Raw genomic sequence first — 21,511 nt, forward strand, 5'->3', positions numbered from 1 at the left:
AAGCTGCGTAAAACCTGCACACCATCCGCAGGGAGCGTATCTTGGAAAACCGTAATAACGAAGTCCATGTCAGCGAAGTCGAAGCCAGCGGCGGCTCGAAAGAGGGGGTCGGGCGCTGGGTGCTGCTCGGCGGAACGCTGCTCGCGATCATCCTTCTTTCGATCGTCTGGATCATTCCTGCGATCATGGAAGGGGACGTCGAGGAAGAGGCGACCGTTTCCGGCGAAATACAGTCGCGCGAAAGCGATGGCGACAGCACCGACAGCATCGTCGGCGCTGCGGAACCGATGTCCGGCGACGAGCAGGAAATCGGCGACCAGACCGAGATGGAAGACGGTCTTAGCACCGTTGAGAATTAAGGCCCGATCAGGAGTATCCCCCATGAGCAATTCGAACAGCTTCCAGACCAATCAATACGTCGAATGGGAATGGGGCAACGGCAAGGGTAAAGGCCAGATCAAGGAACGCTTCGAAAAGGAAGTGACCCGCAAATTGCAGGGCAGCGAAGTCACCAAGGACGGCACCGAGGATAATCCTGCCTACCTCATCGAGCAGGAAGATGGTGACGAAGTTCTGAAGCGCGGTTCCGAACTGTCGGCCCAGAACGACTGATGCCGGCAAAATCGAAGGCACAGCAAAAGGCCGCTGGCGCGGCTCTTTCCGCCAAGCGCGGCGAGACCAAGGTCGGCGACCTGCAGGGCGCGTCGAAGCAAATGTACGACAGCATGAGCGAGGACGAACTGGAGGAATATGCCTCCACCGATCTCAACGGTCTGCCGGATCGTGTTGAGGACGACGACTGATGGATGACGACAAGAAAGACGAGGTCTACGACGAGTTCTACGACTGTGTGAACATGCAGCCCAAGGAACTCGACGAGTGGCTGGATACCGAAGACTCCAAATCGGTCGGCGACAGCGATAGCGGAGAGAGCACAGGCCACGAGATGGGCCGCCATATCGTCGATATCAAAAACACCAAGAAAGACGATCTGACCGATACTCAGTACGAGCAAATGGAGAAGGTTGTCGGTTACGTGCATCGCCATTTGTCGCAGAAACCCGATGGCGATATCGAGCACAGCGATTGGCGGTACAGCCTGATGAATTGGGGCCACGATCCGATGAAGGACGATGGCTGAGACCTTCGATTTCGATCGCTTCCTCGCCGCCCAGGATGGCGGCGTGTTCGAAAAAGCGATCGAGGAATTGCAACAGGGAGAGAAACGCAGCCATTGGATGTGGTTCGTTTTCCCGCAACTCGAGGGGTTGGGATCGAGTCCGACCGCCCGTAAATACGCGTTGTCCGGCATCGCCGAGGCCGGTTCCTATGCGGCGCACGAAGAGCTCGGGCCCCGGCTAATCGAGGCTAGCGAGGCAATGCTGGAATGGGCCGGCACCATGCCTGCCCACGATATCCTTGGCCAAGTGGACGCGATAAAATTTCGCAGTTCGATGACCTTGTTCGAGGCTGCGTGCGAAGACGATCAGGTGTTCGCCGACGCGCTCGATGCATTTTACGATGGCGAACGATGCGCACGCACGCTGGACGCCATCCAATCTTCCGGAAAGGTAAACGCATGACGGTTGTGGCACGATGGAATGGCGAGGAAATCGCCCGCAGCGACGATACGGTAGTCGTCGAAGGCAATCACTATTTTCCGGCGCACGATGTCGCCCGTAGTGCACTTGCGCCAAGCGACAAGACGACGGTCTGCCCTTGGAAAGGAACCGCACAGTATCAATCGATCAATGCCGGGGGAAAGATCAATCCGGATGCCGCCTGGTATTATCCCGATCCCAAGCCCGAAGCCGCTGAAATCAAGGATCGCATCGCATTCTGGAACGGCGTCGAAGTCGTCGACGAGTGAACCAAACCGAGGCGGCGATCCTCACCTTGCTTGCGGAACGCGACATCGGTGCCACGATCTGTCCGAGCGAAGTCGCCAGAAGGATCGATCCGGATAAATGGCGCGATAGAATGACGGAGGTTCACTCCGCCGTCGATTGTCTCCACGCGCGGGAAAGGATCACCCTTTCCTGGAAGGGCGAGGCGATGACCAAGCGCTCCGGCCCCTATCGCATCGCCGAAGCAGAATAATGATCCGTACGGCATTCCGCATAGTGCTGGGTTTGGCCTATCTCGCGGCGGGTGTTCTGCATATTGCAGCACCGGCCCCCTTCCTCTCGATCATGCCGGACTGGGTGCCTGCACCCGAGTTCGTCATTTTTGCGACGGGTATTGCGGAGGTGCTGGGAGCGGTCGCCTTGCTCCAACCGCTGTCGCCCGGTTTGCGAAAGGCGGGCGCTATCGGCCTGGCAGCCTATGCGGTGTGCGTGTTTCCGGCGAACATCAATCATTTCGCGCTGGATATGGCCAAATCCGATCAAGGGCTTGGTCTCGCCTATCACGTACCGCGGATGGTCTTGCAGCCGATCCTGGTATGGCTTGCCCTGTGGTCCGGCGGCGTCACGGACTGGCCGTTCCGCCGCCGGCAATAGTGAAATCAGGTCGCGGTCATGTGCTTCGAAACCGCGCCGGTCATCTTGAACATCGAAATCTGTTCCTTGCCGATGACTTCGCCAAGCTTCTGATCGGGATCGATCATACGCTTGTCCTTCGCGTTCTGAAGGTCGTTCGCCTTGATATAGTCCCACACTTTGGAGGTGACCTGAGCGCGCGTCATCGGGCCCTTACCGACCACGTTTTCAAGTTCCGGCGAGAGGTTCACCGGTTTTTGCAGAGCATTGTTCTTACCAGCCATTGCGAAATCCTTTCTGGTGGTTGTGCATTATTCGTTATCGTCGAGATCGGCCATGTCGAGATCCTCGACCACGTGGCCTTCGAATTTGGCCGACAGCAAAGCGACCGCCGTGACATGATCCTTCATCATGGCAAGGAGGTCATCGTAGGTCGCACCCGGCATCAGGGTGAGCGGCAGATCGAGCGCAAAAAGCTGGAAGACGTAAAGGTGCTGCACGCCGACCGGCGGATTTGGCAGCAGCCACTCCGAATTGCCCTTGGCGTTCTTGCCGACCCGGGGCGGCGCCTCGCCTTCGAGCAATTGGCCCCGCTGCCCGGCCAGGCCCCAGACGAGCCAATGGATCTCGCCCGACGCCGCATCCTCGACTACAAGCACGAGTTCCTGCGTGCCGGGGGGCGGCGCGGTCCATTCCAGCGGCGGCGCGACGGCGTCTTCCTCGATCGCAGTAAAACTCGGATCGAGTTCCCGTCCTGCTTGGAAGGCGGGGCTCGACAATGCGAAGCCCGCCTTGCCGAGTTGCTTCTCGTTCGAAATCTTCCCCGCCGTAAGCTCAGCCGAGATGGTTTCGCCGCCGATTGCTCGACCGATCCAGTCGGTATCCGAACCTGCCATTTTCACTCCTGCATTTCTGTTCGCGGACAAACGCTCCGCTGTGTTCGAACCGGTCTAGCGGGGCGAACGCGGTCTGCACTATGCCTTTCCGCACTGTTTGCACCGATTTTCTCACCCTTCGGCGCAGCGAAAAAGAGCGTTCCACGTTCCATTCACCCTCTTCCCTTGGCTCAGCCACGATTAATCGTCATCTATACAAGGAGATGAACGGTCGCCGACTCGTGGCACCGGAGGGGACGCAGACATGTCGAAATTTCGCACCATCCTGTCGGCAACGCTGGCCGTGGCACTTACAGCTTGCGGAGGTGGGGGCGGTTCGGGTTCCACCGGCGGAACCATTGGCGGCGGCAATACGGGCGGAGGGGGCGGCTCAGGCGGCGGTGGCACAGGCGGAAGCGCGGCCGATTGCTCGATCGGCGCACGCAAGGATTGGGTTCTGGGCCAGATGCGCGAATGGTACCTGTTCCCCGACTTGCTCAATACCGGGATCAATCAGGCCAGCTACGATACGGTGCAGGATTACATTGATGCGTTGGTCGCCCCGGCCCGCGCCCAGGAACGAGACCGGTTCTTCACGTACATCACGTCGATCGAAGAAGAGAACGATCTTATTCGCACCGGATCGAACGCGGGTTTCGGTGTCCGCCTTTCTTATGATCAGGGTGCCGGCCGGCTCTTCGTGGTCGAAGCGTTCGAGAGCGCGCCTGCCTTCGCCGCCGGCGTCGATCGAGGCACGGAGATCCTCGCAATCGACGGTCAGACCGTCTCCAGCTTGTTCGCGCAGGGTGGATCGTTCGCGGTAAGCAATGCTTTAGGGCCGAGCGACCCCGGGGTTTCACGCGCACTTCGCATACGCACCGTTGGCGGGGTCGAGCGGACAGTCACCATCCAGAAAACCGAATATTCGCTCGATCCGGTGTCCGATCGTTATGGAGCGAAAATCCTGGATGTGGATGGCAAGCGCGTCGGCTACATAAATCTTCGTACGTTCATCATCCAATCCGCCGAACAGGATCTTCGCGAAGCGTTCCAGCGCTTCCAGAACCAGAATGTCGATCAGGTCATACTGGATCTTCGCTATAATGGCGGTGGCCTGATTTCGATCGCGGATTTGCTCGGGGACCTTCTATCCGCCGATAAGACGGGCCAAGTTTTCAGCCGTACTGTGTTCCGGCCATCCAAATCCGAGAATAACGAAACGACCCTTTTCTCATCCCAGCCACAAGCGATATCGGCGACGAAAATCGCCGTCATCGGGCGGGAGGGAACGGCGTCTGCCAGCGAACTCGTCACGAATTCGATGCTCGCCTATCTCGATGAGAACATCGGCCTCATCGGCACGAACACATTCGGTAAACCGGTCGGGCAGATCGCGCTGGACCGTTCGGCATGCGACGATCGCTTGCGCGTCGTCGCCTTGCAGACCGAGAATGCCGATGGCGAAGGCGAATATTATCGGGGCCTTGCAAGCGTCATGCAGGCGACGTGCGCTGCGGACGACCAGCTTACCCGCCAGTTGGGCGATCCGAGTGAGGAATCGATCAGTACCGCGCTAGATTATCTTGCCGGGCGGACTTGCCGGCCGATCACGGTCACCGCAACAAAGAAGGGCGTAACCGCTCAGGCGGTGCCTCGCAGAGAGCTGTTGCTCTCGGCCCGACCAAGCGCGGCGCAGTCGGAAATACCAGGGCTGTTCTAGATAGCGTTACTCCGCCGCTTCAGCGCTATCGTCGGTCTGGCTCGCCGTGCCCGAAGCATGATCGAGCGCCTTACGAATAACCGTGTCGGAATTGCATGGCTTCGCGACGCGCGGCGCGTCCAAGGAACGAATGCGTTCGTTCTGGCGGTCAAGATCGCCAGAGTGAATGATATATGGGATTCCACGCAGATCCAGTTCGCGGGCGATCGGAACGCATGTATCGTTTCCCGTAAGGCTGACATCAAGGACTGCACAGTCAGGACGATCTCGTTCGATCATTTGTAGCGCAGTTTCGACATTGGTCGCCGCAAGGCACGATAAACCCGCATCTTCTGCCGCAAATTCCAAATCCATGAGGATCAAAGGTTCGTCGTCGACCAAAAGGATTTTCTTGATACCATCTTCTCCGACCATCTTTACGCTTTCAATCTAACATCGGCCTCGAACCCGGAGGCATTCCAGCGACGTTCTATCGATCCATTGCCAGCACGCAGGAGACGATCGACGATTTGCGTGCCCGCCCCTTTCGCAGGGTCACTGTCCAAAATTGGCGGCCCTCCCAGTTCCGTCCAATGGAGCTCCAGAACGTCTTCGTCGACGCGGTCCCACGATATCCGCACCCGTCCTGACCCATTGCTCCATGCGCCAAAGCGCTCGGCATTGTCCGCCAATTCGTGCAGCATCAGGCCCATCATCGAAATCGTACTGAAACTTACCAGAGCTTCAGGACCTACCAGATCGAGATCGTTCTGTTCCGCATAAGGCGCTAGGATCGCTTCGATCGCACCGCTGACCTCTATGTACCCGGTCGACGCCTCATCCAGTGTCGTCTCATAGGCGCGACCGAGAGCCTGGATCCGCTGCACCATTTCCGATGCTTCGCTCTCAACTCCGCGTACCCTGCCGGTGACGTTTACGATCCCGGCAATGACGGCGAACATGTTCTTCATCCGATGCGAAAGCTCGCGCGCCATTTCCTTTGCGTGCAGTTTTTCCGCGCGGGACGCCCTGACTTCCGAAACGTCCCACTGGCTTCCGAAAAAATAAATCAGTTTGCCGCTGTCGTCGTAGATGGGGCCAACATGCAGAGCGTTCCAGAACGTGCTGCCATCCTTGCGGTAGTTCAGCAGTTCAACGACGATGACCTGCTCGTCTTCGATCGACTGCCGTACTCGATCCAATTGTTCGGGATCGGTTTCCGGACCTTGCAGAAACCGGCAATTGCTGCCGATGATCTCTTCTTCGTCGTAGCCGGTAAGTTTACGAAATGCGCGATTGGCGAAAACGATCGGGTTATCGGATTGCTGCGGATCGGTCAGGCAAATAGCCATCCGGGTTTGCGCCATTGCCCGTTCGAACAGAACACCGGAAACGCCGGAGAACGTATCACTGGGGTTTCTTTCTCGAAATGCATTCGGACTAGTATCGAAAGCCGTGTGAGCTTGATCGCTATCGCGCACTTTCCGTTCGTCGGTATCCGTCATTCCTGTTCCGTCTTTTCGACCGGTCGCACGCGATCCCGATTGCCACCCATTTGAGCGAAAGCGTGCAGAGCTAATCGTTGTTCCCTCGCGTAAGTCAGGCGCTTGGTAGCTGTACTACCGTGTGACATTTTTATCAGGCGAAAGCACACAGAAACGTCGCCGTTGCCAGTCCGATAGAAAGCGGAACGCGCAATGCCATCCACCAGCGGGGCGAAAGCTGATCCAGGCGCACGTCGATACCCAGACTCAATAAAACGGCAGACGCCAGCATGATCAGCGAAGGCTCCACCCCGACCATATCCAATGCCCACGGTCCCAAACATGCCATGGCAACAAAATTCGGTAGGACAGCGGCGATCCATAGCCACCGCAGGGTCCGCCGACGTTCCGCTGCTGGGGCCGCAGCGGCAATCCCCCACCACATCCCCCCGAGAAAGGTAAGTATCAGCCCGGCATAGAGAACTGCGATGCCGAGTGCCGCACCATGCCACGAGGTAGGACCGACCCACACAACGATAGCACAGGCGGCTTGCGGCAGAAGCCCGGAGAAACCGAGGAAGCGAGGCCAGAAAGGGATACTACCCATTCTTAACCGGTCCATCGAATAGACCTGTCATGGCGCTTGCGGTCCTGAAAACGGCTGACGTTCCGTCCAAGCGCATCCATGATACCGGCTATTCCCGATCGTTGCCGTCGCGACATAGGGATAGGTTCGATCGCTCATCTGGTCGGAACAGGCGCCGGGGGTAACCATCATGTCAAATTGCTTCGAGTCCAGCTCGCCTGAAAAACTCACACCGTTATTGCCTGCAAACCGAGACACTGCGAATTCTGTTCCACCCATGTTGTCCGGTGTAATCCAGGTAGCCCTGCCGGCTGCCGCCTCCCCACTCCAGAACGGTTCGGTACCTGTGAAAAACACAGGTTCATCGGAGGCAATGGCAGAGAAGGTCGGCTCCTTTCTGGGGCTGCTGCCCTGGCATGCGACCAAAGCCGGCGCCGCTAGCACTACAGCCATTCGCAAAGTCATTCGTAAGGCCTGCACTATCGCAATATCCCGGATCGTAGCATCGCATCGCTATGTAGGTGTTGGCGGCACACCGCAAGGAGGACGGCTGCCGCCGTTACAGATAGCAGTTGAAACGCATTCGCAATTCAGCCGTGCTCCCGATCTACCCAGCGTTGATTGCTAAACACTCCGATGAAGAAAAGCAGCCAAACTTGGCCGCCACGACCGGTTGTTTGACACTTATTCTGATACGTCCTGAAATTTGCAACGCGTCCATCGCCGACACCGGTATTTCAGAGCGGCTGAACTTCTGCCCCTCGTGAAGATTCTAATCGAACTTTCGACCTTTCAAGCGTTACGCCTGTGAAAGGATCACCGAGATGACTGATAAGACACCGAAACAGCACCTCACCCACATTGCCGAAGCGATGAAGGACATCGACTTCGTCATGCTCAACACCCACACCAAGGATGGCCAGATCGGCGCACGCCCGATGAGCAACAATCGCCAAGTCGATTACGATGGCGACAGCTACTACTTCACTTGGGAAGATTGCCTGATGGTCGACGACATCAAGCGCAATCCGAAGGTTGGCCTTTCCTTACAGGGCGCGCAGGGCGAAAACGGCGCCCCCGGCATCTTTATCTCGCTCGAAGGTTCGGCCGAGATCGTGCGCGACAAGGCTGCCTTTAAGAAACATTGGGTCGATGAACTCGAGCGCTGGTTCGAAGACGGTATCGAATCCGAAGGCATGGTCCTGCTGCATGTTCATGCAACTCGCGCCGCCTATTGGGACGGCGAGGACGAAGCCGACTTCGACATCGACTGACCCCCGCCGCCCCGGCAGGATTCAGGCCTTGTCGGGGCGCGGATCGTGGCGGTGCTTGTCGCCCTTCCCGAAATGCCGCTCGAGGCGCTGCGCCATTGTGCCGGCCGCCTTGCGCGCCGCATCATCGACCGTGCTCGCATGCGCGGTCACCCCGATGGGCTTACCGCCGGAGGGCCGCGCTTCGAGGGTGCACGCCTTATCGTCCGCCCCGCCCTTGGCACCGTTTTCATCCCGCACATGGATTTCAAGCCGGGTCAGCCGGTCTTCGAACCGCGCAATCTTCTCGCGTACGCTGGCTTCGATACGGGTGGCGACATTTTCGGTCCCCATCACGGAGCTGTCGGAATTGAACTGAACTTGCATAGATAACTACCTCTCTTTGGGTATCATCAAGAACGGCTTAATCCGTAGCTTTATCCCTTCAACCAATTGAATTTGCTGTTCCACTACCCGTATCATATGATGTATGCTGGCAAAAAAGGTCGGAGCGGTCGCAAAAATCGTCTAATAGGAGAAGCGGTTTTTGGCTCATGCACAGATGAAACATCCGTTCCTGACGGATCGACAGTTTGAATGCCTCGATTTGGTCCGCCAAGGACTGACATCGAAGCAAGCGGCGCACAAGCTGGGTATTTCGCCGCGCACGGTCGATCAGCATATCGCCGCAGCGCTGGATGCCCTGCAGGTCAACAACCGGATGGCGGCCGTCGCCAAGCTTAAAGAGCTCGAGGCGGAAGATGAAGCCGGCGAGAGTACGACTCCGTTCATGTTTACCAAGCCGGAACTGGAAGAGGATGTTTCGCTGTGTTTCTCTGTACCGCAGAATGCGCAAACGGATAGTCTGCCGAAACGCAGGTGGGATATCTTCCCCCCATTCGGAGGTCGGCCCAACGAGTTGTCTCTCCAAGAGCGAAACGCCATCGTCCTGCGCATTGCCATGCTTTCCGTCATGGTCAGTTGTTTCATGGTCCTCGCCATTCTGGGTGTTTCGGAAATGGCCAACACCGCCCGCCGCTGATGTGTTGTCTCTCGTCGCGCAATGTCGCGCGGCGCATGAAAAGGACATTTGCATGTACGACATCGAACAGGCAGCCGGCCAAGTGGTCGCCAGCGACACCCAGAAGTCCGTCGACGCGGTGGATCAGGCCGTCATGTCGCTAGCCCATCTGTGCGCGAGCATCGTGGAGGTCAGCAAGGCTTCCAACCTTCCGATCAAGACGGCGCAGCTGGCGCTCGCCAATGCGGGCGAAGGGCTCAGCAAGATGATCGGTACGCGCCAGGATCTTGGCCATGCCACCAAGGAACTGCGCCGTATTCAGGACGCCTCCACGCTGCAGACCGTGGGTTTCGGCTGCCCTCCGGAGTACGAGGCTATCGGCCAGGCGACGGATACCGCAACGGCGCGCGAGGCCGCCTGAACCATGCCTTCGCTCTTCCTGCTCGCTTTCTGGCTGCTCGTTCTCGGAGCGGTCGTGATCAGCTGGCAGGTAGGTGACCAGCGGGACCGTCCGATTGTCGCGACGGTCCTTGCTGCGTCCCTGGTTTCGGGCGCTATCTATCTGTTTCTCGATCCGATGATGGCCCTCGTGGCCGTAACTGTGGTCGACACAGCGCTTCTTTTCGTGGTCTACCGTTATGCCATGACCAGTCAGCGGCATTGGCCGCTCTGGTTTGCCGGATTTCTTGGCGCCGCCGTCCTGTTCGAATTGATGACATTCGTGACGCCGCGCCAGTACTGGATGATTCCTTGGCGTCTGGCCGGTTTCTGGACCCTCCCCTCATTGTTCGCGATGACAATCGGGCTACTCGCCGACAAGCGCGGCAAGGTCCAACAGGACGACGCCTGACCGAGCGCCGTTCTGTTGGACGAATGTGGGACTGGCATCGCGCCGCCCCAATCCGATGGAACACATGGAACACCGTCCAAGGGTGAAACTTCGCCTCGTCCGAATCGAGTCTACCAACCTCGAAAAGCGCCGCCCTGACCTGACAATCCATCATGCCCCACTGCCCTTTTTCGGCAAGCGTAGGAAAGCGTCTCCGAAATGGAGGTAATGCAATTCAGCGCGAAAGCCGCCGGCGATTGGCGCGCACGGGCTTGCCGTAATGGCTGAGCGCAGCCGCTGAGAGCTGCTCTGCCGATTGGCCGAAGCCGCCCGCCATCAGCGCGGGCCACAACATCATATTGGCGACCACCTTTTCGCGTACCATCCGCTCCGCCTCGCGTTCGGCCAGCTTCCCGCCGCTCATCATTCGGATCGAGCGCAGCCACACGACCGAGGCCGCTTCGAATGAGAGTGACCAGCTATCGAGCGCGATTTGCGCCCAGGCGGTATGATCGGGTCTGGTCATGGCAGAAATTCCTTACGCGACAGCGGGAATGCTGCACTGCACAAATGCTTGGGACGGGATTTGGTTGCTCCGAGCGAATGTGAAACAGCAGCGAACTGCTCAGATGGCGAAGCCCTCCACAATTGCACCGTGAGTAGCGTGCGTCATGCTACCGAAAATTAACGCTCTTCCTTTACCGCGTAATCGAGAAAGCAGGCCGGCCCGATTCATTGACGTTCCCCATCAAATCTTACTGGCTCCGCGCAATCGCCTTGCTGTGCGCCGTGTTCCTCGCAGGGTTCGCGCCCGGCCTTTCTGCGCAGGATTGCTCTCGCGCCGGTGCGCGCGGTTCGGCTCCGGCTTCGTGGCAGACGTATTGCTGGCTCAATATGAGCAATTACAGCGATACTGTAGCCCGCACCACGGGACAAAATCTCAGTTACACGCTGCCTGATGGGTCGAGGCTCACATTTCGGCTGCAGGTGACAAACAGTCCGACCACGGCCCTTACTATTCTATCGAGTGCTGCCGCGCCGAGTTGGACCGGGGCGGCCGTCGGTAATAGCAGTTTTCTGAATATTCCGGGCCGTCCGATCCTCTATCAGAACGTCGCCGGTTCGCAGACGACACTTACATTCTCGAACATTACCATCACCCCACCGCCCGGAGCCAGTCAGACGAACCAGTTCGCTTTCGTGGTTGCAGATGCGGAATCGACCGACAATAGTGAAACGCTCCGCTACACGACCAATGGCGGACCATGGCAATTGCTGGATCGCGTGGCACCGATCAGCGGCGGCCAGTATCCCACCAACAGCGGTCTCGGCACGGCGACGTTCCTTTCGACGGGCGGAGGCCTGACCGGCCGCGTGGGTGCGTATATTGTGGGTTCGCTCAACCCCGGAACCGTAAGCGTCACACTGCAAGGGGCGGGATTGCAGGGCGTTATGTTCGCAATCCGCTTCGCCTCGATAACGCTCAGCAAACAGATCGAAGCCGCGCGGATCGCCGATAACGATCAGTTCCGCTTCCTGATCGAATCCAGCAACGGATCTACCGTGTATGCGTCCGGACAAACCAGCGGCACGGATCGCGGCCCCTTCGAAGCCGTAGTGTTTTCTTCCACGTCGGGCGTTCCGCTTGTTCTGCGCGAGGAAATGGTCAGCGGAAGCACCAGCACGCTTGCGGATTATCGAGCCACGCTGACGTGTACGAACATCAACACGGGCTCCACCACCATTCTCCCGCGCGACACCGTGACCAACCGATATAATTTCGGCACGCTTCAATTCGGCGATTTCGTCGATTGCGTATTTACCAATACCCCGAACCCCAAGCTGGAACTTCGCACCGTCATTTCCGCGGCAGGACGCATCTTCGCGACAGATCAGTTCCGGTTGGAGGTTCGCAACCAGGACGCAAGCGCGCAGACGGCTGCCTTCACCACCGCCGGAACGGGGAGCACGGCGACGCCGTCGACAACCGGCAGGCTGGCCGTCACCGCCGGCACGACCTACCGATTGAACGAGACAGCGAGCGGGACGACGACGCTCGGTCGCTACACGACCAATCTTGCCTGCACGAACCGCAATACAGGCTCGTCTACCGCCCTCCCTTCCGGTGGGAATACGGGACTGGTGGTGCCGAAGCTTGGCGATGTCATTACCTGTACCATTACCAACACCCGCGGGCCGGCGCAGGCAATCGTATCGGTAAGCAAAACCTCGCGCATCGTATCCGACCCAACGGGCAGTTCGCAGCCGAAGGCCATACCTGGCGCAGTCGTCGAATACACGCTGGTCGTTACAAATACCGGAGACGCACCCGCGGATGCCAATACCCTGCGCCTGCTCGACAGACCTAGTGTCAATACTGCGTGGCAGACCGCTTTCGCGCCCGTTTTCACCAACGGTACGACCCCGAGCGGACTGTCATACGTTGCGGCGAGCAACACGGCCTTTTCCGACCAGGCCGCTGGAAGCACTTACTCCTACACGCCCAAGGCGCCCGAAGATCCCGCGGTCGCACGCATTCGCTTTTCGCCGACTGGAACCTTTTCCCCTTCGAATGGGTCAGCGCATCCCAGCTTCACCCTGAGATACAGGGCCGTTGTAAAGTAGAAAATCGCGTAAGAAGCAGGCAAGCACCCGTGGTGATCGCCGCCGACATCCTGCTGGCCGAACGCTGCCTCAAGGCGGGCGCGACGGTGCTGCGCCACGACGGCAAACCCTTCGACATCGGCAGCGCGCTGGCCACCCGCGCGATCATGGAAGACCTGCGCGCCGGGATGACGGGGTCGGAGACGGTCCCCCGCCGTTCAGCAAGGCCGACCGCTCGCGGTTCCTGCAGGCGCTCGACCGGGTGATGACGTCGCTGACGCGCTAGCGCCGCCCTGCCGAATTGATGCGGGGTTGCCTGCCGATCGGGTGTAGTGCCGCGCCGGGGCATTCCGTCCCGATTGGAAAAGACCATGGCCAAGGGCCAGCAGAAGAAGAGCCGCGAAAACCGCAAACCCAAACAGGAAGAACCCAAGACCAACGCGTCCAACCCCAGCACCAAGCCCGGCAGCATCAAGGGGCTGGAGAACATGAAGAACAGTTGAGGGCCTAGCCCTCCCCGCTCTCGACCGGCGGCTGCGACTGTTTCGCCGCATGCTCCGCAAGCAACCGGTCGATCTCGGCAATCCGCATGCGCTGCGGCGTATCGCGCTTTAACCCCTTGAGACGACACTCGCCCCACAGCTTGCGACGTTCAGATTCGAGGTTCTTGCGGTAGAGATCGGCCATGCGCCGCTATGGGCGGGTTGGGATGCGATGGCTAGTGAGGCGTTGAACGCCGATCAAGTTCGGTTTACGTTTTGCCAACTCCAATTATCTTATGCCGATTTTATGAAATTCTTGAAGATCCTTCTAAATAGTCCTTGGCCGGCCACCATGTTGATACTTGGCTTGGTACTTAGCGTCGGCGCACTTTTCCTCACCATGACCGTTGTCGACGAGAAAAGTAAGCTCTCTAAAAAACGAGCCTATTGGAGCGGACGCAAAGGTGCGCGGTACACCCCTGCGGACTTTGCAGCTGAGCAACTGAAAAGCGTTAGCAAAGCAAAGTTCACATCGCGGGCACTGCTGAATCGATCGGAAGCTAAGGTATTCGAAGCACTCGACAAGACTGTGGCCGCGCGCAATTCTGGCTGGCAGGTCATGGCGCAGGTCAGCCTTGGAGAATTCCTCGCCAGCCCTGACAAGGACGCTTATTTCGCGGTCAATTCAAAGCGCGTCGATTTCGCGTTGATGGACGAGAAATGCTGCGTGGTTCACGCGCTCGAATACCAAGGCAGCGGCCACCACACCGGCTCCAGCGCCGCCGCGCGCGATGCGGTGAAGAAGGAAGCGCTCCGCAAGGCGGGGATCGGCTATCACGAGATCGTCGCCGGCCACACCACGCCGAGCGAACTCAGGGCGCTGGTGGAGAAGCTGGTTCCTGCCAAATAGATAATGGAATGATAATGCTTGACCATGTCAGCACTTTTAACGAGACAAATTAGATGCTCTCATGGCTAACAGTTCGGGTAATCGTCCCCTTTTTCCCAGTGGGAATCGATCTATTTTTGAGGATCCTCGTCGCACGCGATGTTTTGCAATGGTGGGAAATACTGGATGTGAAGACCGTCGCTATTGCAGGCGCATTCTTCTGTTTTCTTATCGCTATTGAAGCGAATGATGAACCCAAAATCCGTAGCGACGAGCAATACCAAAATGGGCTAAAAACATTTAGAGTGTGGATGATTTTGGCCGGTGCAACTTTGGCGATTCTTTTTGGCACAACGACATTCGCGGAGCTTGTCGACGTTAAGAATGGCAGCCCCATGTTCCGCGCTATGGTTTGGCCGATTTGTCTCATTGTGTCTTTGGTGGTCGTCACCTTTTCAATCGGTTCCGCGATTGTCGCTGACGCCCGATATCAATTTAGATTCTAATGGAGGGAGTTATACAAAACTTCCAAAAATTCTTGAGCGGTGACCTCCAAGCGGCGATCTTGATCCTTGTCGCAATAATGCTCGGCTTCGTAACTTCGCAACTTTTCTTTCGTGTGCGGAATAACTTCGCCGCCAGCTACCGCATAGCGATGCTCGGATTACCGCTTTCTGGAAAAACTGCCTTGGTTACGGCAATATTTGAGTACATATTTTCGTCTTCCGCTGGGCGAGCTTTCGCACCGGTCGGTGAGAAAACCATTAAATCGATAAACCAACAAATTTCACTAATAGAATCACGGAAGACTTTTGATAGAACCCGAGATCAAGATATATTTTTATTTCGATTTCTTTATTATGTGAAAAGTTTTTTTCTTCCTTTCCTCACTACTAAATATGAAGGTGAAGTTGTCGATTTTCCCGGCGAGATGTCGCATCGCCTTTTTGAAAGCTCACGAGACGGCGACCTTTCCGATGACATCGAGATATTTGATCGCGATTTCTACACGTGGATCATATCGTCCAAAGCGCATATATTTACAGTGGATTTGGCAGGATACCTTGCAACAGAGGACAAGCGTTCTTTTGCATCTGCACGCTCGTCAGAAATTCGGCGCACGTGGCAAATTCTTTCTGAGAAGGTTTTCTCAGAAAAGGGGAAGCAAAAAAGCCGCGTAGCATTGGTATTCACTAAAGCAGATCTCGCCTTCGTGCGGAAGATTGACGCAGACTTGATGGCAGAAGGCCAATCAGAGACGATGCAAGTGCTGTGGCACTTCCGATATGAAACGATCCCATCCAGTGCAGAAATAAACTTCGACAGAAAAGAACTCCTGTGGGGCATTTCAACGGAAACTGAAAATTATTTCAAACCTCTTATCGATTATTTCTCAAATCAGGATTGTGAGTTCAGAATTTTCTATTGTTCTTCATATAAGGATAATAATGAGAAAAGGCTCGGTATTGAAGACTTGACGAGATTCCTACTTCCAAAATCCAATGTCTTCTAATTGGAAGCCGTCAATGATGAGAGAAGTGAGTCGCAACGAAGGCTGCTAAATCCAGAAAAACGATCGCGACGCGCCAACGTTCACCCCTCCGGCAAATACAACTTCTCGCCCTTCTCCCGGTAAACCTCAGTCCTTTGTGCGTTGCATGTCTGCACGCTCCGGGAGAGCGCTCCGACTCCCCCCCCCCCATTCGAGGATCAGTCCGCCTCGTTTTCGGGCAGGTAAAGCCTCTCGCCCTTGGCCTTGTAGAGTTCGGCCATGTCGGACATCCCCTCGCGCGCTTCCTCGGCCTCTTCGGCTGAGGTCTCGCGTTTGATATTCTCGCTCGCGAGGTAGCTCTCCGAATTCTGCTTCGCCGCAAAATCGCGCACCTCCTGCGTGATCTTCATCGAGCAGAATTTCGGGCCGCACATGGAGCAGAAGTGGGCGGTCTTGGCGCCTTCCGCCGGCAGCGTCTGGTCGTGATATTGCTCGGCCGTGTCGGGGTCGAGGCTGAGGTTGAACTGGTCGCGCCAGCGGAATTCGAAGCGGGCTTTGCTCAAAGCGTCGTCGCGGACCTGCGCGGCCGGGTGGCCCTTGGCTAGGTCGGCGGCATGGGCGGCGAGCTTGTAAGTCACCACGCCCACTTTCACATCGTCGCGGTCGGGCAGGCCGAGGTGTTCCTTGGGCGTGACGTAGCAGAGCATGGCGGTGCCGTACCAGCCGATCTGCGCCGCGCCGATGCCGCTGGTGATGTGGTCGTATCCCGGCGCGATATCGGTGACGAGCGGGCCGAGCGTGTAGAAGGGCGCTTCGCCGCAGGCCTCCAGCTGCTTGTCCATGTTCTCCTTGATCTTGTGCATCGGCACGTGGCCGGGGCCTTCGATCATCACCTGCACGTCCTGCTCCCAGGCGCGCTTGGTCAGCTCGCCCAGCGTGTAGAGCTCGGCGAACTGGGCTTCGTCGTTTGCATCGGCGATACTGCCGGGGCGCAGGCCGTCGCCCAGCGAATAGGCGATGTCATAGGCCTTCATGATCTCGGTGATCTCGTCGAAGCGCTCGTAGAGGAAGCTCTCCTTGTGATGCGCGAGGCACCATTTCGCCATGATCGAGCCGCCGCGGCTGACGATGCCGGTGACGCGCTTGGCGGTCATGGGCACATAGGGCAGGCGTACGCCGGCGTGGATGGTGAAATAGTCGACGCCCTGTTCCGCCTGCTCGATCAGCGTGTCGCGGAAGATTTCCCAGGTCAGGTCCTCGGCAATGCCGCCGACCTTTTCCAGCGCCTGGTAGATCGGCACGGTACCGATGGGGACGGGCGAGTTGCGGATGATCCATTCGCGCGTGTCGTGGATGTTGCGGCCCGTCGAAAGGTCCATGACCGTGTCCGCGCCCCAGCGGATCGACCAGACCATCTTGTCGACCTCGGATGCGACGTCGCTGGCCACGGCGGAGTTGCCGATATTGGCGTTGATCTTGACGAGGAAGTTGCGCCCGATCGCCATCGGCTCGGTTTCGGGGTGATTGATGTTGTTGGGGATGATCGCGCGGCCGCGTGCCACTTCGTCGCGAACGAATTCGGGCGTGATCTCGAGCGGGATGGCCGCGCCCCAGCTATTGCCGTCGGGCTGCTCGGCCAGCTTCGCGCGGCCGACATTTTCGCGCTCCGCCACGTATTCCATCTCGGGGGTGATGATGCCGCGGCGGGCGTAGTGCATCTGGCTGACATTGGCGCCGGGTTTGGCGCGCAGCACCGTCTTTGCGACATTGGGGAAAGCGGGGACGCCGCCGCTACGGTCGGGGCCGAGTTGGCCGTTGTCTTCCGGCTTCACTTCGCGCGCGGCATATTCCTCGACATCGCCGCGCGCCATGATCCATTCGCGGCGCTTGGCGGCAAGGCCGGCGCGGATGTCTATATTGGCGTTCGGGTCGGTATAGGGGCCGGAGGTGTCGTACACCCGGATCGAGGGCTCGCCGCCTTCGAGATCGATCTCGCGCATGGCGACCTGAATGCCGGAGCCGCTGCGCGCCCCGATTTCGACCTTGCGGCTGCCGCGAATGGGTCCGGTGGTGACGCCGATTTCGAGCTTGCTGTTGATGTCGGCCATGCGCTGTCTCTCCGTTTGGCGGAAGGCGCGCGGCTTCTCAGATACGACCGCCCACTCCCTCCGCCGATGCTAATCGGTTCAGGTTCGACGGGTCGGGCGGCGCTTACCCCGCCCCTCTCAGCGAAAGCTCGCTCCCCGGGGATGGCTGTTGGGATACAGGGCCGGGGGCCTTGCGTCCAGCGCGGTCATGCAAAAAGGGCGCGCGATCCTCCGACCGCACGCCCTTTTTTAAAATTCAATGCCGGAGCCGATCAGGCGATAAACAGATCCGCGCCGTGAAGCACTTCCGCCTTGTCCGCATCCAGCGGGATGTTGGCATCGCTGCTGCCGCCGACGAGGAAAGCGTTCACGTCCAGATCCGTACCGGCGTCGACACGGGCGAATAGAATGCCTTCGCCGCTGCCCGATCCGTCGCCATCGTAGAAGATGTTGCCGGTGTCACGGTCGTAAACAATGTAGTCGTTCGAATCCTGCGCGGTACCGGCATCGGTGAAGAAGTTCGCATTGAGCGCACCGGGGTTCTGCAGCGCTCCGAAGAAGTTCAGGTTGAGAACCATCCGGTCGCCCTCGCCCTGATTGAAGTCGTCGATCGTATCGACTTCGTTCGGGCCGAGATCGGTGCTGAATACGAAGCGGTCCGCGCCGGCACCGCCGACGAGGAAGTCGCTACCGGCTTGGCCGCGAAGAACATCGTTACCGGCTTCGCCGAACAGGCGATCGTTCCCGTCACCGCCGTTGAGCTGGTCGTTGCCCGCCCCCGCGATCAGGATGTCGTCTTCGCCGAGGCCGAGCAGGCGATCGTTACCACCATAGGTCTCGATGCGATTCTGCCCGAAACTGCCGACGCGCAGATCGGCACCGCCGGTGCCGAGCAGAGTTTCGGCGCCGGAATAGAAGCCGAGATTAGGCCGTGCGACCGTGCCGATTTCGACGTTCTGCAAGGTAACGAGCGTCTGGTAACTGTCCGCACCACCATCGACGTCGATCTGGATAAGGGTGTCGCTACCCGACTGCACAAGCCGCGCGAAGCCCGAAATGAAGGGGCTGGCCGTACCGTCATATCCTTGAAGCACGGTGTCGAAGAAGTTGCTGAGATCGATACGGTCTCCACCGAGGTTGCCGACGAAATCGGTGACGATGATCTGATTGTCGATCACCACGTTCGACGCATCGCCAAGCACTTGGATGGCATCGGAGCCTTCGCCAAGCGTGATGACACTGCGAACGCCCGTGGCGGACACGATCACCGTGTCGAAACCGCGTCCGGCGTCGATCGTCGCGGAACCCTCCGTTCCGGTTACCGTGATGGTGTCGTTATTGGAGCCGCCGGATATCGTCGCGTTCGATCCGTTCATCGTATCAAACGTCAGCGTATCGCGCCCGAAGCTGCCGTCGAGCACGACATTGCTCTGTGCGCTATAGCCGAAGCGCTGGACGAGAATGTCGTCGTCGCCGCCTTCACCGTAGAGCGCATCGTCACCGCCGGTCTGGTCGCGCAGTGTGTCATTGCCGTCGCCGCCGAACAACTGGTCGTTGCCGGCCTGTCCGTCGAGCCGGTCATTGCCGCCGAAGCCGGAAAGGATGTCATCGCCCGAACCGCCCTGTACATCATCAATGCCGTTGCCGCCGGTGAAGATATCCTCCCCCGCGCCCGCAACCACGCTGAGGAACCCGACATAGTTATAGGTGCCCGCAACCGTAATCGTGTCTGCTCCGACGGTACCGGTAAGGCTATTGCCGCCTGTTACGGTGATTTGCGACGGTGCAGCCAAGGCGCCCGACGGGGCGAAATCGAAATTCGCATCGGTGATATTGCCGGTCTGCGTGTTTTCGAAAGTCACGATGGTTTCAAAGCCGCTGGCCCCGCCGTTTCCATCGACGTCGATCTGCAGGACGACGTCGCCGTCCGACTGCTGCAGGCGGAGAATGCCGGTCGAGAACGGGTTGGAATTACCGTCCCAATCGGTTTCGATGTTGGCCAGAAGATCGCTTACATTGACGCGGTCACCGTTGGTACCGAACTGGAAATCGGACACCGTAACCATGCCGGAAGTCGTGAACTGGCCAAGCGCACCGATCAGGGCAAGCGTGTCGCGCCCTGCCCCGAGCGTGATGTCGGCCGAAACGCCCGCATATTGTACCTGGACGCTATCGGCACCCGACCCTGCAACGATATCGGCAAGACCGGACGTGCCGCGAACGATAATCTGGTCGTCGCCGATGCCACCGGACAGAAGGACAGTCGAACCGTTATAAAGCGCCGCCAGCAGCGTATCGTCGCCGTCATCGCCATAGACTTCCGATGAGAGAGCCGCATCGGCCTGCGAGCGCGCAAGATAAATGTAGTCATTGCCGTCGCCACCGAAGAGCCGATCGGCGCCGCCGTCGACATCCGAGATGAAGTCGGCGCCCCCATTTCCGTAAATGGTGTCGTTATCGACGCCGCCATACAGATTGTCGCGATTTACGGAATCGCTGCCGTTGATCGTATTATTACCCGGCCCGCCATACACGGTCGCGCTGCCCGTCAGGGTGATCGTGTCGGCACCGGCTCCGGCGTAGACCGTGCCGGACGCAACCGTGATACTGTCGTCGGCCACGCTGCCGGTCGTGACGCCGCCGACCGTGACCACGGTTGACACCGGTACCGTTCCATTCGGCGAATATTCGAGATTGGCAAGGCTGAAAGCCGACGCATCGGCGTCGAGAAACCTCGCCAATTCGACGAAATTGTCACCGCCACCGTTCAGATCAACCGAAAGAATCGCGTTGGCGCCGTTTTGCGAGAGACGCAGGTGGCCCGACGCGAACGGATTGGTCGAGCCGTTCCAATCGGTCAGCACCTCGCCCAGCATATCGGCGAGGACCAACCGATCCCCGTTCGTGCCGGTTGCGAAATCGGTAAAAACCAGCGGCGACGACAGATCGACGAATTCGCGATCCGCCGAAAGAGTGACCGTGTCGAGGCCGCTGCCAAGCGTGATGCGATACGAAACGCCTTCCACCGTCAGGTCAAGCATATCGTTGCCTGCCCCCGCGAGGATCATGGCCGACCCCGCCGTTCCCGATACCGATACAGTATCGGCACCCGAGCCGCCATCCAGAAGGGCGCTGGAGCCGTTTTCCGTTAGGAACTGCAGGGTGTCGTTGCCGATGCCGCCATATAGTTCGACATTGGATGCTGCCGCCGTCTGGAAGCGTTCGACGGAAACGAGATCGGAGCCATCGCCGCCGTCCAGAAAATCGTTGCCGCCGTCGGAATCGAAGACATAATCGTCGCCCTCCTGACCATACAGCATGTCGTTCCCGGTTCCCCCGGAAATCGTGTCATCGCCAAGGCGGCCGCGAATGATGTCGTTCCCGCCTTCACCAAAAATTAGGTCGGACATGTCACCGCTGTCGATCTCGTCATCGCCTGCCCCGGCGTAGATCAGATTGGGACCTTCATCGCGGCCGATTATCCGGTCGTTTACGATGAAGCCATCAGTGCGGTATTGATTGGCCGGAACTTGAATGAACGGCATGGATTATCCTCCCACGGTGCGCGCTTTAATATTCAGCGCAGCATCAAATGATATGATTGAAAAACAATAGGTTTGACCATCGCTGCAACCCTAGCGCAAGACTACGGTTCCCAGTGCGAAAAAGGTGTTCCGTTTCCGGACGCTCCGTCCCTATAGCCTCTGCAGTAATGAAGCATTCAGCCGAAGAC

28 protein-coding genes, 1 pseudogene and 1 riboswitch are annotated in these 21,511 nt (G+C 58.4%); of the genes and pseudogenes, 19 read left to right on the forward strand and 10 right to left on the reverse strand.

What is annotated here, in order from left to right:
* The first annotated feature begins 41 nt into the window (after window positions 1–41).
* The 8 genes from E3U23_RS06895 to E3U23_RS06930 are packed head-to-tail and all read left to right on the forward strand — an operon-like array spanning window position 42 to window position 2,501.
* Complete coding sequence (locus E3U23_RS06895) at window positions 42–359, forward strand: hypothetical protein (protein ID WP_279350492.1); 318 nt, start codon at window positions 42–44, stop codon at window positions 357–359.
* Window positions 360–381: 22 nt separating this feature from the next.
* Entirely contained in the window at window positions 382–612 is a 231-nt protein-coding gene (locus tag E3U23_RS06900) for a DUF2945 domain-containing protein (RefSeq protein WP_279350493.1), read from the forward strand.
* A complete protein-coding gene (locus E3U23_RS06905; RefSeq protein ID WP_279350494.1) occupies window positions 612–803 on the forward strand; it encodes a DUF3008 family protein in 192 nt (63 codons plus the stop codon). Before E3U23_RS06900 ends, E3U23_RS06905 begins: the two co-directional genes overlap by 1 nt.
* Window positions 803–1,141, forward strand: coding sequence for a DUF3140 domain-containing protein (locus tag E3U23_RS06910; RefSeq protein ID WP_279350495.1), 339 nt, complete (start codon window positions 803–805; stop codon window positions 1,139–1,141). Before E3U23_RS06905 ends, E3U23_RS06910 begins: the two co-directional genes overlap by 1 nt.
* Window positions 1,134–1,583: a DUF1810 domain-containing protein gene (locus E3U23_RS06915; RefSeq protein ID WP_279350496.1), complete on the forward strand. Its 450-nt coding sequence runs from the start codon at window positions 1,134–1,136 to the stop codon at window positions 1,581–1,583. The genes E3U23_RS06910 and E3U23_RS06915 overlap by 8 nt, the downstream gene beginning before the upstream one ends.
* Window positions 1,580–1,870: a DUF427 domain-containing protein gene (locus E3U23_RS06920; RefSeq protein WP_279350497.1), complete on the forward strand. Its 291-nt coding sequence runs from the start codon at window positions 1,580–1,582 to the stop codon at window positions 1,868–1,870. Before E3U23_RS06915 ends, E3U23_RS06920 begins: the two co-directional genes overlap by 4 nt.
* Window positions 1,867–2,100, forward strand: coding sequence for a DUF3253 domain-containing protein (locus tag E3U23_RS06925; RefSeq protein WP_279350498.1), 234 nt, complete (start codon window positions 1,867–1,869; stop codon window positions 2,098–2,100). The genes E3U23_RS06920 and E3U23_RS06925 overlap by 4 nt, the downstream gene beginning before the upstream one ends.
* Entirely contained in the window at window positions 2,100–2,501 is a 402-nt protein-coding gene (locus tag E3U23_RS06930; RefSeq protein ID WP_279350499.1) for a DoxX family protein, read from the forward strand. The genes E3U23_RS06925 and E3U23_RS06930 overlap by 1 nt, the downstream gene beginning before the upstream one ends.
* Window positions 2,502–2,506: 5 nt before the next feature.
* Here E3U23_RS06930 and E3U23_RS06935 read toward each other — a convergent pair whose 3' ends face one another.
* Window positions 2,507–2,764 (reverse strand): SWIB/MDM2 domain-containing protein, encoded by a 258-nt coding sequence (locus E3U23_RS06935; RefSeq protein ID WP_279350500.1) that lies wholly within the window; start codon window positions 2,762–2,764, stop codon window positions 2,507–2,509.
* Window positions 2,765–2,791: 27 nt separating this feature from the next.
* Complete coding sequence (locus E3U23_RS06940; protein WP_279350501.1) at window positions 2,792–3,376, reverse strand: YbhB/YbcL family Raf kinase inhibitor-like protein; 585 nt, start codon at window positions 3,374–3,376, stop codon at window positions 2,792–2,794.
* Window positions 3,377–3,620: 244 nt separating this feature from the next.
* Between E3U23_RS06940 and E3U23_RS06945 the strand changes: the two genes are divergently transcribed.
* A complete protein-coding gene (locus tag E3U23_RS06945) occupies window positions 3,621–5,075 on the forward strand; it encodes a S41 family peptidase (RefSeq protein ID WP_279350502.1) in 1,455 nt (484 codons plus the stop codon).
* 6 nt (window positions 5,076–5,081) lie between these two features.
* On the opposite strand, the gene E3U23_RS06950 is transcribed toward E3U23_RS06945, so the two are convergent.
* The 3 genes from E3U23_RS06950 to E3U23_RS06960 form a co-directional block, all read right to left on the reverse strand.
* Entirely contained in the window at window positions 5,082–5,489 is a 408-nt protein-coding gene (locus E3U23_RS06950; protein WP_279350503.1) for a response regulator, read from the reverse strand.
* A 2-nt stretch (window positions 5,490–5,491) separates the two neighbouring features.
* Window positions 5,492–6,559: a PAS domain-containing protein gene (locus E3U23_RS06955; RefSeq protein ID WP_279350504.1), complete on the reverse strand. Its 1,068-nt coding sequence runs from the start codon at window positions 6,557–6,559 to the stop codon at window positions 5,492–5,494.
* A gap of 133 nt (window positions 6,560–6,692) precedes the next feature.
* Window positions 6,693–7,145: a DUF3429 domain-containing protein gene (locus tag E3U23_RS06960; protein ID WP_279350505.1), complete on the reverse strand. Its 453-nt coding sequence runs from the start codon at window positions 7,143–7,145 to the stop codon at window positions 6,693–6,695.
* A gap of 803 nt (window positions 7,146–7,948) precedes the next feature.
* Between E3U23_RS06960 and E3U23_RS06965 the strand changes: the two genes are divergently transcribed.
* Window positions 7,949–8,398, forward strand: a complete 450-nt coding sequence (locus tag E3U23_RS06965) for a pyridoxamine 5'-phosphate oxidase family protein (RefSeq protein ID WP_279350506.1) — start codon at window positions 7,949–7,951, stop codon at window positions 8,396–8,398.
* Between the two features lie 21 nt (window positions 8,399–8,419).
* Here E3U23_RS06965 and E3U23_RS06970 read toward each other — a convergent pair whose 3' ends face one another.
* On the reverse strand, window positions 8,420–8,761 hold the full coding sequence (locus tag E3U23_RS06970; RefSeq protein ID WP_279350507.1) for an HPF/RaiA family ribosome-associated protein: 342 nt from the start codon (window positions 8,759–8,761) through the stop codon (window positions 8,420–8,422).
* A 175-nt stretch (window positions 8,762–8,936) separates the two neighbouring features.
* On the opposite strand from E3U23_RS06970, the gene E3U23_RS06975 reads away from it, so the two are divergent.
* The 3 genes from E3U23_RS06975 to E3U23_RS06985 are packed head-to-tail and all read left to right on the forward strand — an operon-like array spanning window position 8,937 to window position 10,245.
* Window positions 8,937–9,416 (forward strand): response regulator transcription factor, encoded by a 480-nt coding sequence (locus E3U23_RS06975; RefSeq protein WP_279350508.1) that lies wholly within the window; start codon window positions 8,937–8,939, stop codon window positions 9,414–9,416.
* A gap of 52 nt (window positions 9,417–9,468) precedes the next feature.
* Window positions 9,469–9,816, forward strand: a complete 348-nt coding sequence (locus tag E3U23_RS06980; protein WP_279350509.1) for a hypothetical protein — start codon at window positions 9,469–9,471, stop codon at window positions 9,814–9,816.
* A gap of 3 nt (window positions 9,817–9,819) precedes the next feature.
* Entirely contained in the window at window positions 9,820–10,245 is a 426-nt protein-coding gene (locus tag E3U23_RS06985; protein WP_279350510.1) for a hypothetical protein, read from the forward strand.
* Between the two features lie 214 nt (window positions 10,246–10,459).
* On the opposite strand, the gene E3U23_RS06990 is transcribed toward E3U23_RS06985, so the two are convergent.
* Window positions 10,460–10,750 carry a hypothetical protein gene (locus E3U23_RS06990; protein ID WP_279350511.1) on the reverse strand — a complete coding sequence of 97 codons (291 nt, stop codon included), beginning with the start codon at window positions 10,748–10,750 and terminating at the stop codon, window positions 10,460–10,462.
* A gap of 209 nt (window positions 10,751–10,959) precedes the next feature.
* On the opposite strand from E3U23_RS06990, the gene E3U23_RS06995 reads away from it, so the two are divergent.
* The 3 genes and pseudogenes from E3U23_RS06995 (at window position 10,960) to E3U23_RS07005 (ending at window position 13,331) form a co-directional block, all read left to right on the forward strand.
* Window positions 10,960–12,849 carry a CshA/CshB family fibrillar adhesin-related protein gene (locus E3U23_RS06995; RefSeq protein ID WP_279350512.1) on the forward strand — a complete coding sequence of 630 codons (1,890 nt, stop codon included), beginning with the start codon at window positions 10,960–10,962 and terminating at the stop codon, window positions 12,847–12,849.
* A gap of 29 nt (window positions 12,850–12,878) precedes the next feature.
* A pseudogene (locus E3U23_RS07000) lies at window positions 12,879–13,114 on the forward strand (DUF188 domain-containing protein); the annotation flags it as partial.
* An 85-nt stretch (window positions 13,115–13,199) separates the two neighbouring features.
* Window positions 13,200–13,331: a hypothetical protein gene (locus E3U23_RS07005; protein ID WP_279350513.1), complete on the forward strand. Its 132-nt coding sequence runs from the start codon at window positions 13,200–13,202 to the stop codon at window positions 13,329–13,331.
* Between the two features lie 4 nt (window positions 13,332–13,335).
* On the opposite strand, the gene E3U23_RS07010 is transcribed toward E3U23_RS07005, so the two are convergent.
* Complete coding sequence (locus E3U23_RS07010) at window positions 13,336–13,515, reverse strand: hypothetical protein (RefSeq protein WP_279350514.1); 180 nt, start codon at window positions 13,513–13,515, stop codon at window positions 13,336–13,338.
* Between the two features lie 27 nt (window positions 13,516–13,542).
* Between E3U23_RS07010 and E3U23_RS07015 the strand changes: the two genes are divergently transcribed.
* From E3U23_RS07015 to E3U23_RS07025, 3 genes are read left to right on the forward strand one after another with little or no spacing between them, the layout of a single operon-like run.
* Entirely contained in the window at window positions 13,543–14,220 is a 678-nt protein-coding gene (locus E3U23_RS07015) for a DUF2726 domain-containing protein (RefSeq protein WP_279350515.1), read from the forward strand.
* Window positions 14,221–14,273: 53 nt separating this feature from the next.
* Window positions 14,274–14,705: a hypothetical protein gene (locus E3U23_RS07020; RefSeq protein ID WP_279350516.1), complete on the forward strand. Its 432-nt coding sequence runs from the start codon at window positions 14,274–14,276 to the stop codon at window positions 14,703–14,705.
* 32 nt (window positions 14,706–14,737) lie between these two features.
* On the forward strand, window positions 14,738–15,712 hold the full coding sequence (locus E3U23_RS07025) for a hypothetical protein (protein WP_279350517.1): 975 nt from the start codon (window positions 14,738–14,740) through the stop codon (window positions 15,710–15,712).
* Window positions 15,713–15,909: 197 nt separating this feature from the next.
* On the opposite strand, the gene thiC is transcribed toward E3U23_RS07025, so the two are convergent.
* Together thiC and E3U23_RS07035 are read right to left on the reverse strand one after the other, a co-directional pair.
* Window positions 15,910–17,799: a phosphomethylpyrimidine synthase ThiC gene (thiC, locus tag E3U23_RS07030; RefSeq protein ID WP_279350518.1), complete on the reverse strand. Its 1,890-nt coding sequence runs from the start codon at window positions 17,797–17,799 to the stop codon at window positions 15,910–15,912.
* Window positions 17,800–17,837: 38 nt separating this feature from the next.
* Window positions 17,838–17,947, reverse strand: a riboswitch (TPP riboswitch).
* A gap of 103 nt (window positions 17,948–18,050) precedes the next feature.
* Window positions 18,051–21,323: a calcium-binding protein gene (locus E3U23_RS07035; protein WP_279350519.1), complete on the reverse strand. Its 3,273-nt coding sequence runs from the start codon at window positions 21,321–21,323 to the stop codon at window positions 18,051–18,053.
* Window positions 21,324–21,511: the final 188 nt, after the last annotated feature.

This window comes from Erythrobacter litoralis (genome assembly GCF_029760855.1).
Lineage (GTDB): Bacteria > Pseudomonadota > Alphaproteobacteria > Sphingomonadales > Sphingomonadaceae > Qipengyuania > Qipengyuania litoralis_A.

Coding starts and splice junctions, on each gene's coding strand:
- E3U23_RS06900 (WP_279350493.1), top strand. CDS start 382: ATGAGCAATTCGAACAGCTTCCAGACCAATCAATACGTCGAATGGGAA.
- E3U23_RS06905 (WP_279350494.1), top strand. CDS start 612: ATGCCGGCAAAATCGAAGGCACAGCAAAAGGCCGCTGGCGCGGCTCTT.
- E3U23_RS06910 (WP_279350495.1), top strand. CDS start 803: ATGGATGACGACAAGAAAGACGAGGTCTACGACGAGTTCTACGACTGT.
- E3U23_RS06915 (WP_279350496.1), top strand. CDS start 1,134: ATGGCTGAGACCTTCGATTTCGATCGCTTCCTCGCCGCCCAGGATGGC.
- E3U23_RS06920 (WP_279350497.1), top strand. CDS start 1,580: ATGACGGTTGTGGCACGATGGAATGGCGAGGAAATCGCCCGCAGCGAC.
- E3U23_RS06930 (WP_279350499.1), top strand. CDS start 2,100: ATGATCCGTACGGCATTCCGCATAGTGCTGGGTTTGGCCTATCTCGCG.
- E3U23_RS06935 (WP_279350500.1), bottom strand. CDS start 2,764: ATGGCTGGTAAGAACAATGCTCTGCAAAAACCGGTGAACCTCTCGCCG.
- E3U23_RS06940 (WP_279350501.1), bottom strand. CDS start 3,376: ATGGCAGGTTCGGATACCGACTGGATCGGTCGAGCAATCGGCGGCGAA.
- E3U23_RS06945 (WP_279350502.1), top strand. CDS start 3,621: ATGTCGAAATTTCGCACCATCCTGTCGGCAACGCTGGCCGTGGCACTT.
- E3U23_RS06950 (WP_279350503.1), bottom strand. CDS start 5,489: ATGGTCGGAGAAGATGGTATCAAGAAAATCCTTTTGGTCGACGACGAA.
- E3U23_RS06955 (WP_279350504.1), bottom strand. CDS start 6,559: ATGACGGATACCGACGAACGGAAAGTGCGCGATAGCGATCAAGCTCAC.
- E3U23_RS06960 (WP_279350505.1), bottom strand. CDS start 7,145: ATGGGTAGTATCCCTTTCTGGCCTCGCTTCCTCGGTTTCTCCGGGCTT.
- E3U23_RS06965 (WP_279350506.1), top strand. CDS start 7,949: ATGACTGATAAGACACCGAAACAGCACCTCACCCACATTGCCGAAGCG.
- E3U23_RS06970 (WP_279350507.1), bottom strand. CDS start 8,761: ATGCAAGTTCAGTTCAATTCCGACAGCTCCGTGATGGGGACCGAAAAT.
- E3U23_RS06975 (WP_279350508.1), top strand. CDS start 8,937: ATGAAACATCCGTTCCTGACGGATCGACAGTTTGAATGCCTCGATTTG.
- E3U23_RS06980 (WP_279350509.1), top strand. CDS start 9,469: ATGTACGACATCGAACAGGCAGCCGGCCAAGTGGTCGCCAGCGACACC.
- E3U23_RS06985 (WP_279350510.1), top strand. CDS start 9,820: ATGCCTTCGCTCTTCCTGCTCGCTTTCTGGCTGCTCGTTCTCGGAGCG.
- E3U23_RS06990 (WP_279350511.1), bottom strand. CDS start 10,750: ATGACCAGACCCGATCATACCGCCTGGGCGCAAATCGCGCTCGATAGC.
- E3U23_RS07005 (WP_279350513.1), top strand. CDS start 13,200: ATGGCCAAGGGCCAGCAGAAGAAGAGCCGCGAAAACCGCAAACCCAAA.
- E3U23_RS07010 (WP_279350514.1), bottom strand. CDS start 13,515: ATGGCCGATCTCTACCGCAAGAACCTCGAATCTGAACGTCGCAAGCTG.
- E3U23_RS07015 (WP_279350515.1), top strand. CDS start 13,543: ATGGCTAGTGAGGCGTTGAACGCCGATCAAGTTCGGTTTACGTTTTGC.
- E3U23_RS07020 (WP_279350516.1), top strand. CDS start 14,274: ATGCTCTCATGGCTAACAGTTCGGGTAATCGTCCCCTTTTTCCCAGTG.
- thiC (WP_279350518.1), bottom strand. CDS start 17,799: ATGGCCGACATCAACAGCAAGCTCGAAATCGGCGTCACCACCGGACCC.
- E3U23_RS07035 (WP_279350519.1), bottom strand. CDS start 21,323: ATGCCGTTCATTCAAGTTCCGGCCAATCAATACCGCACTGATGGCTTC.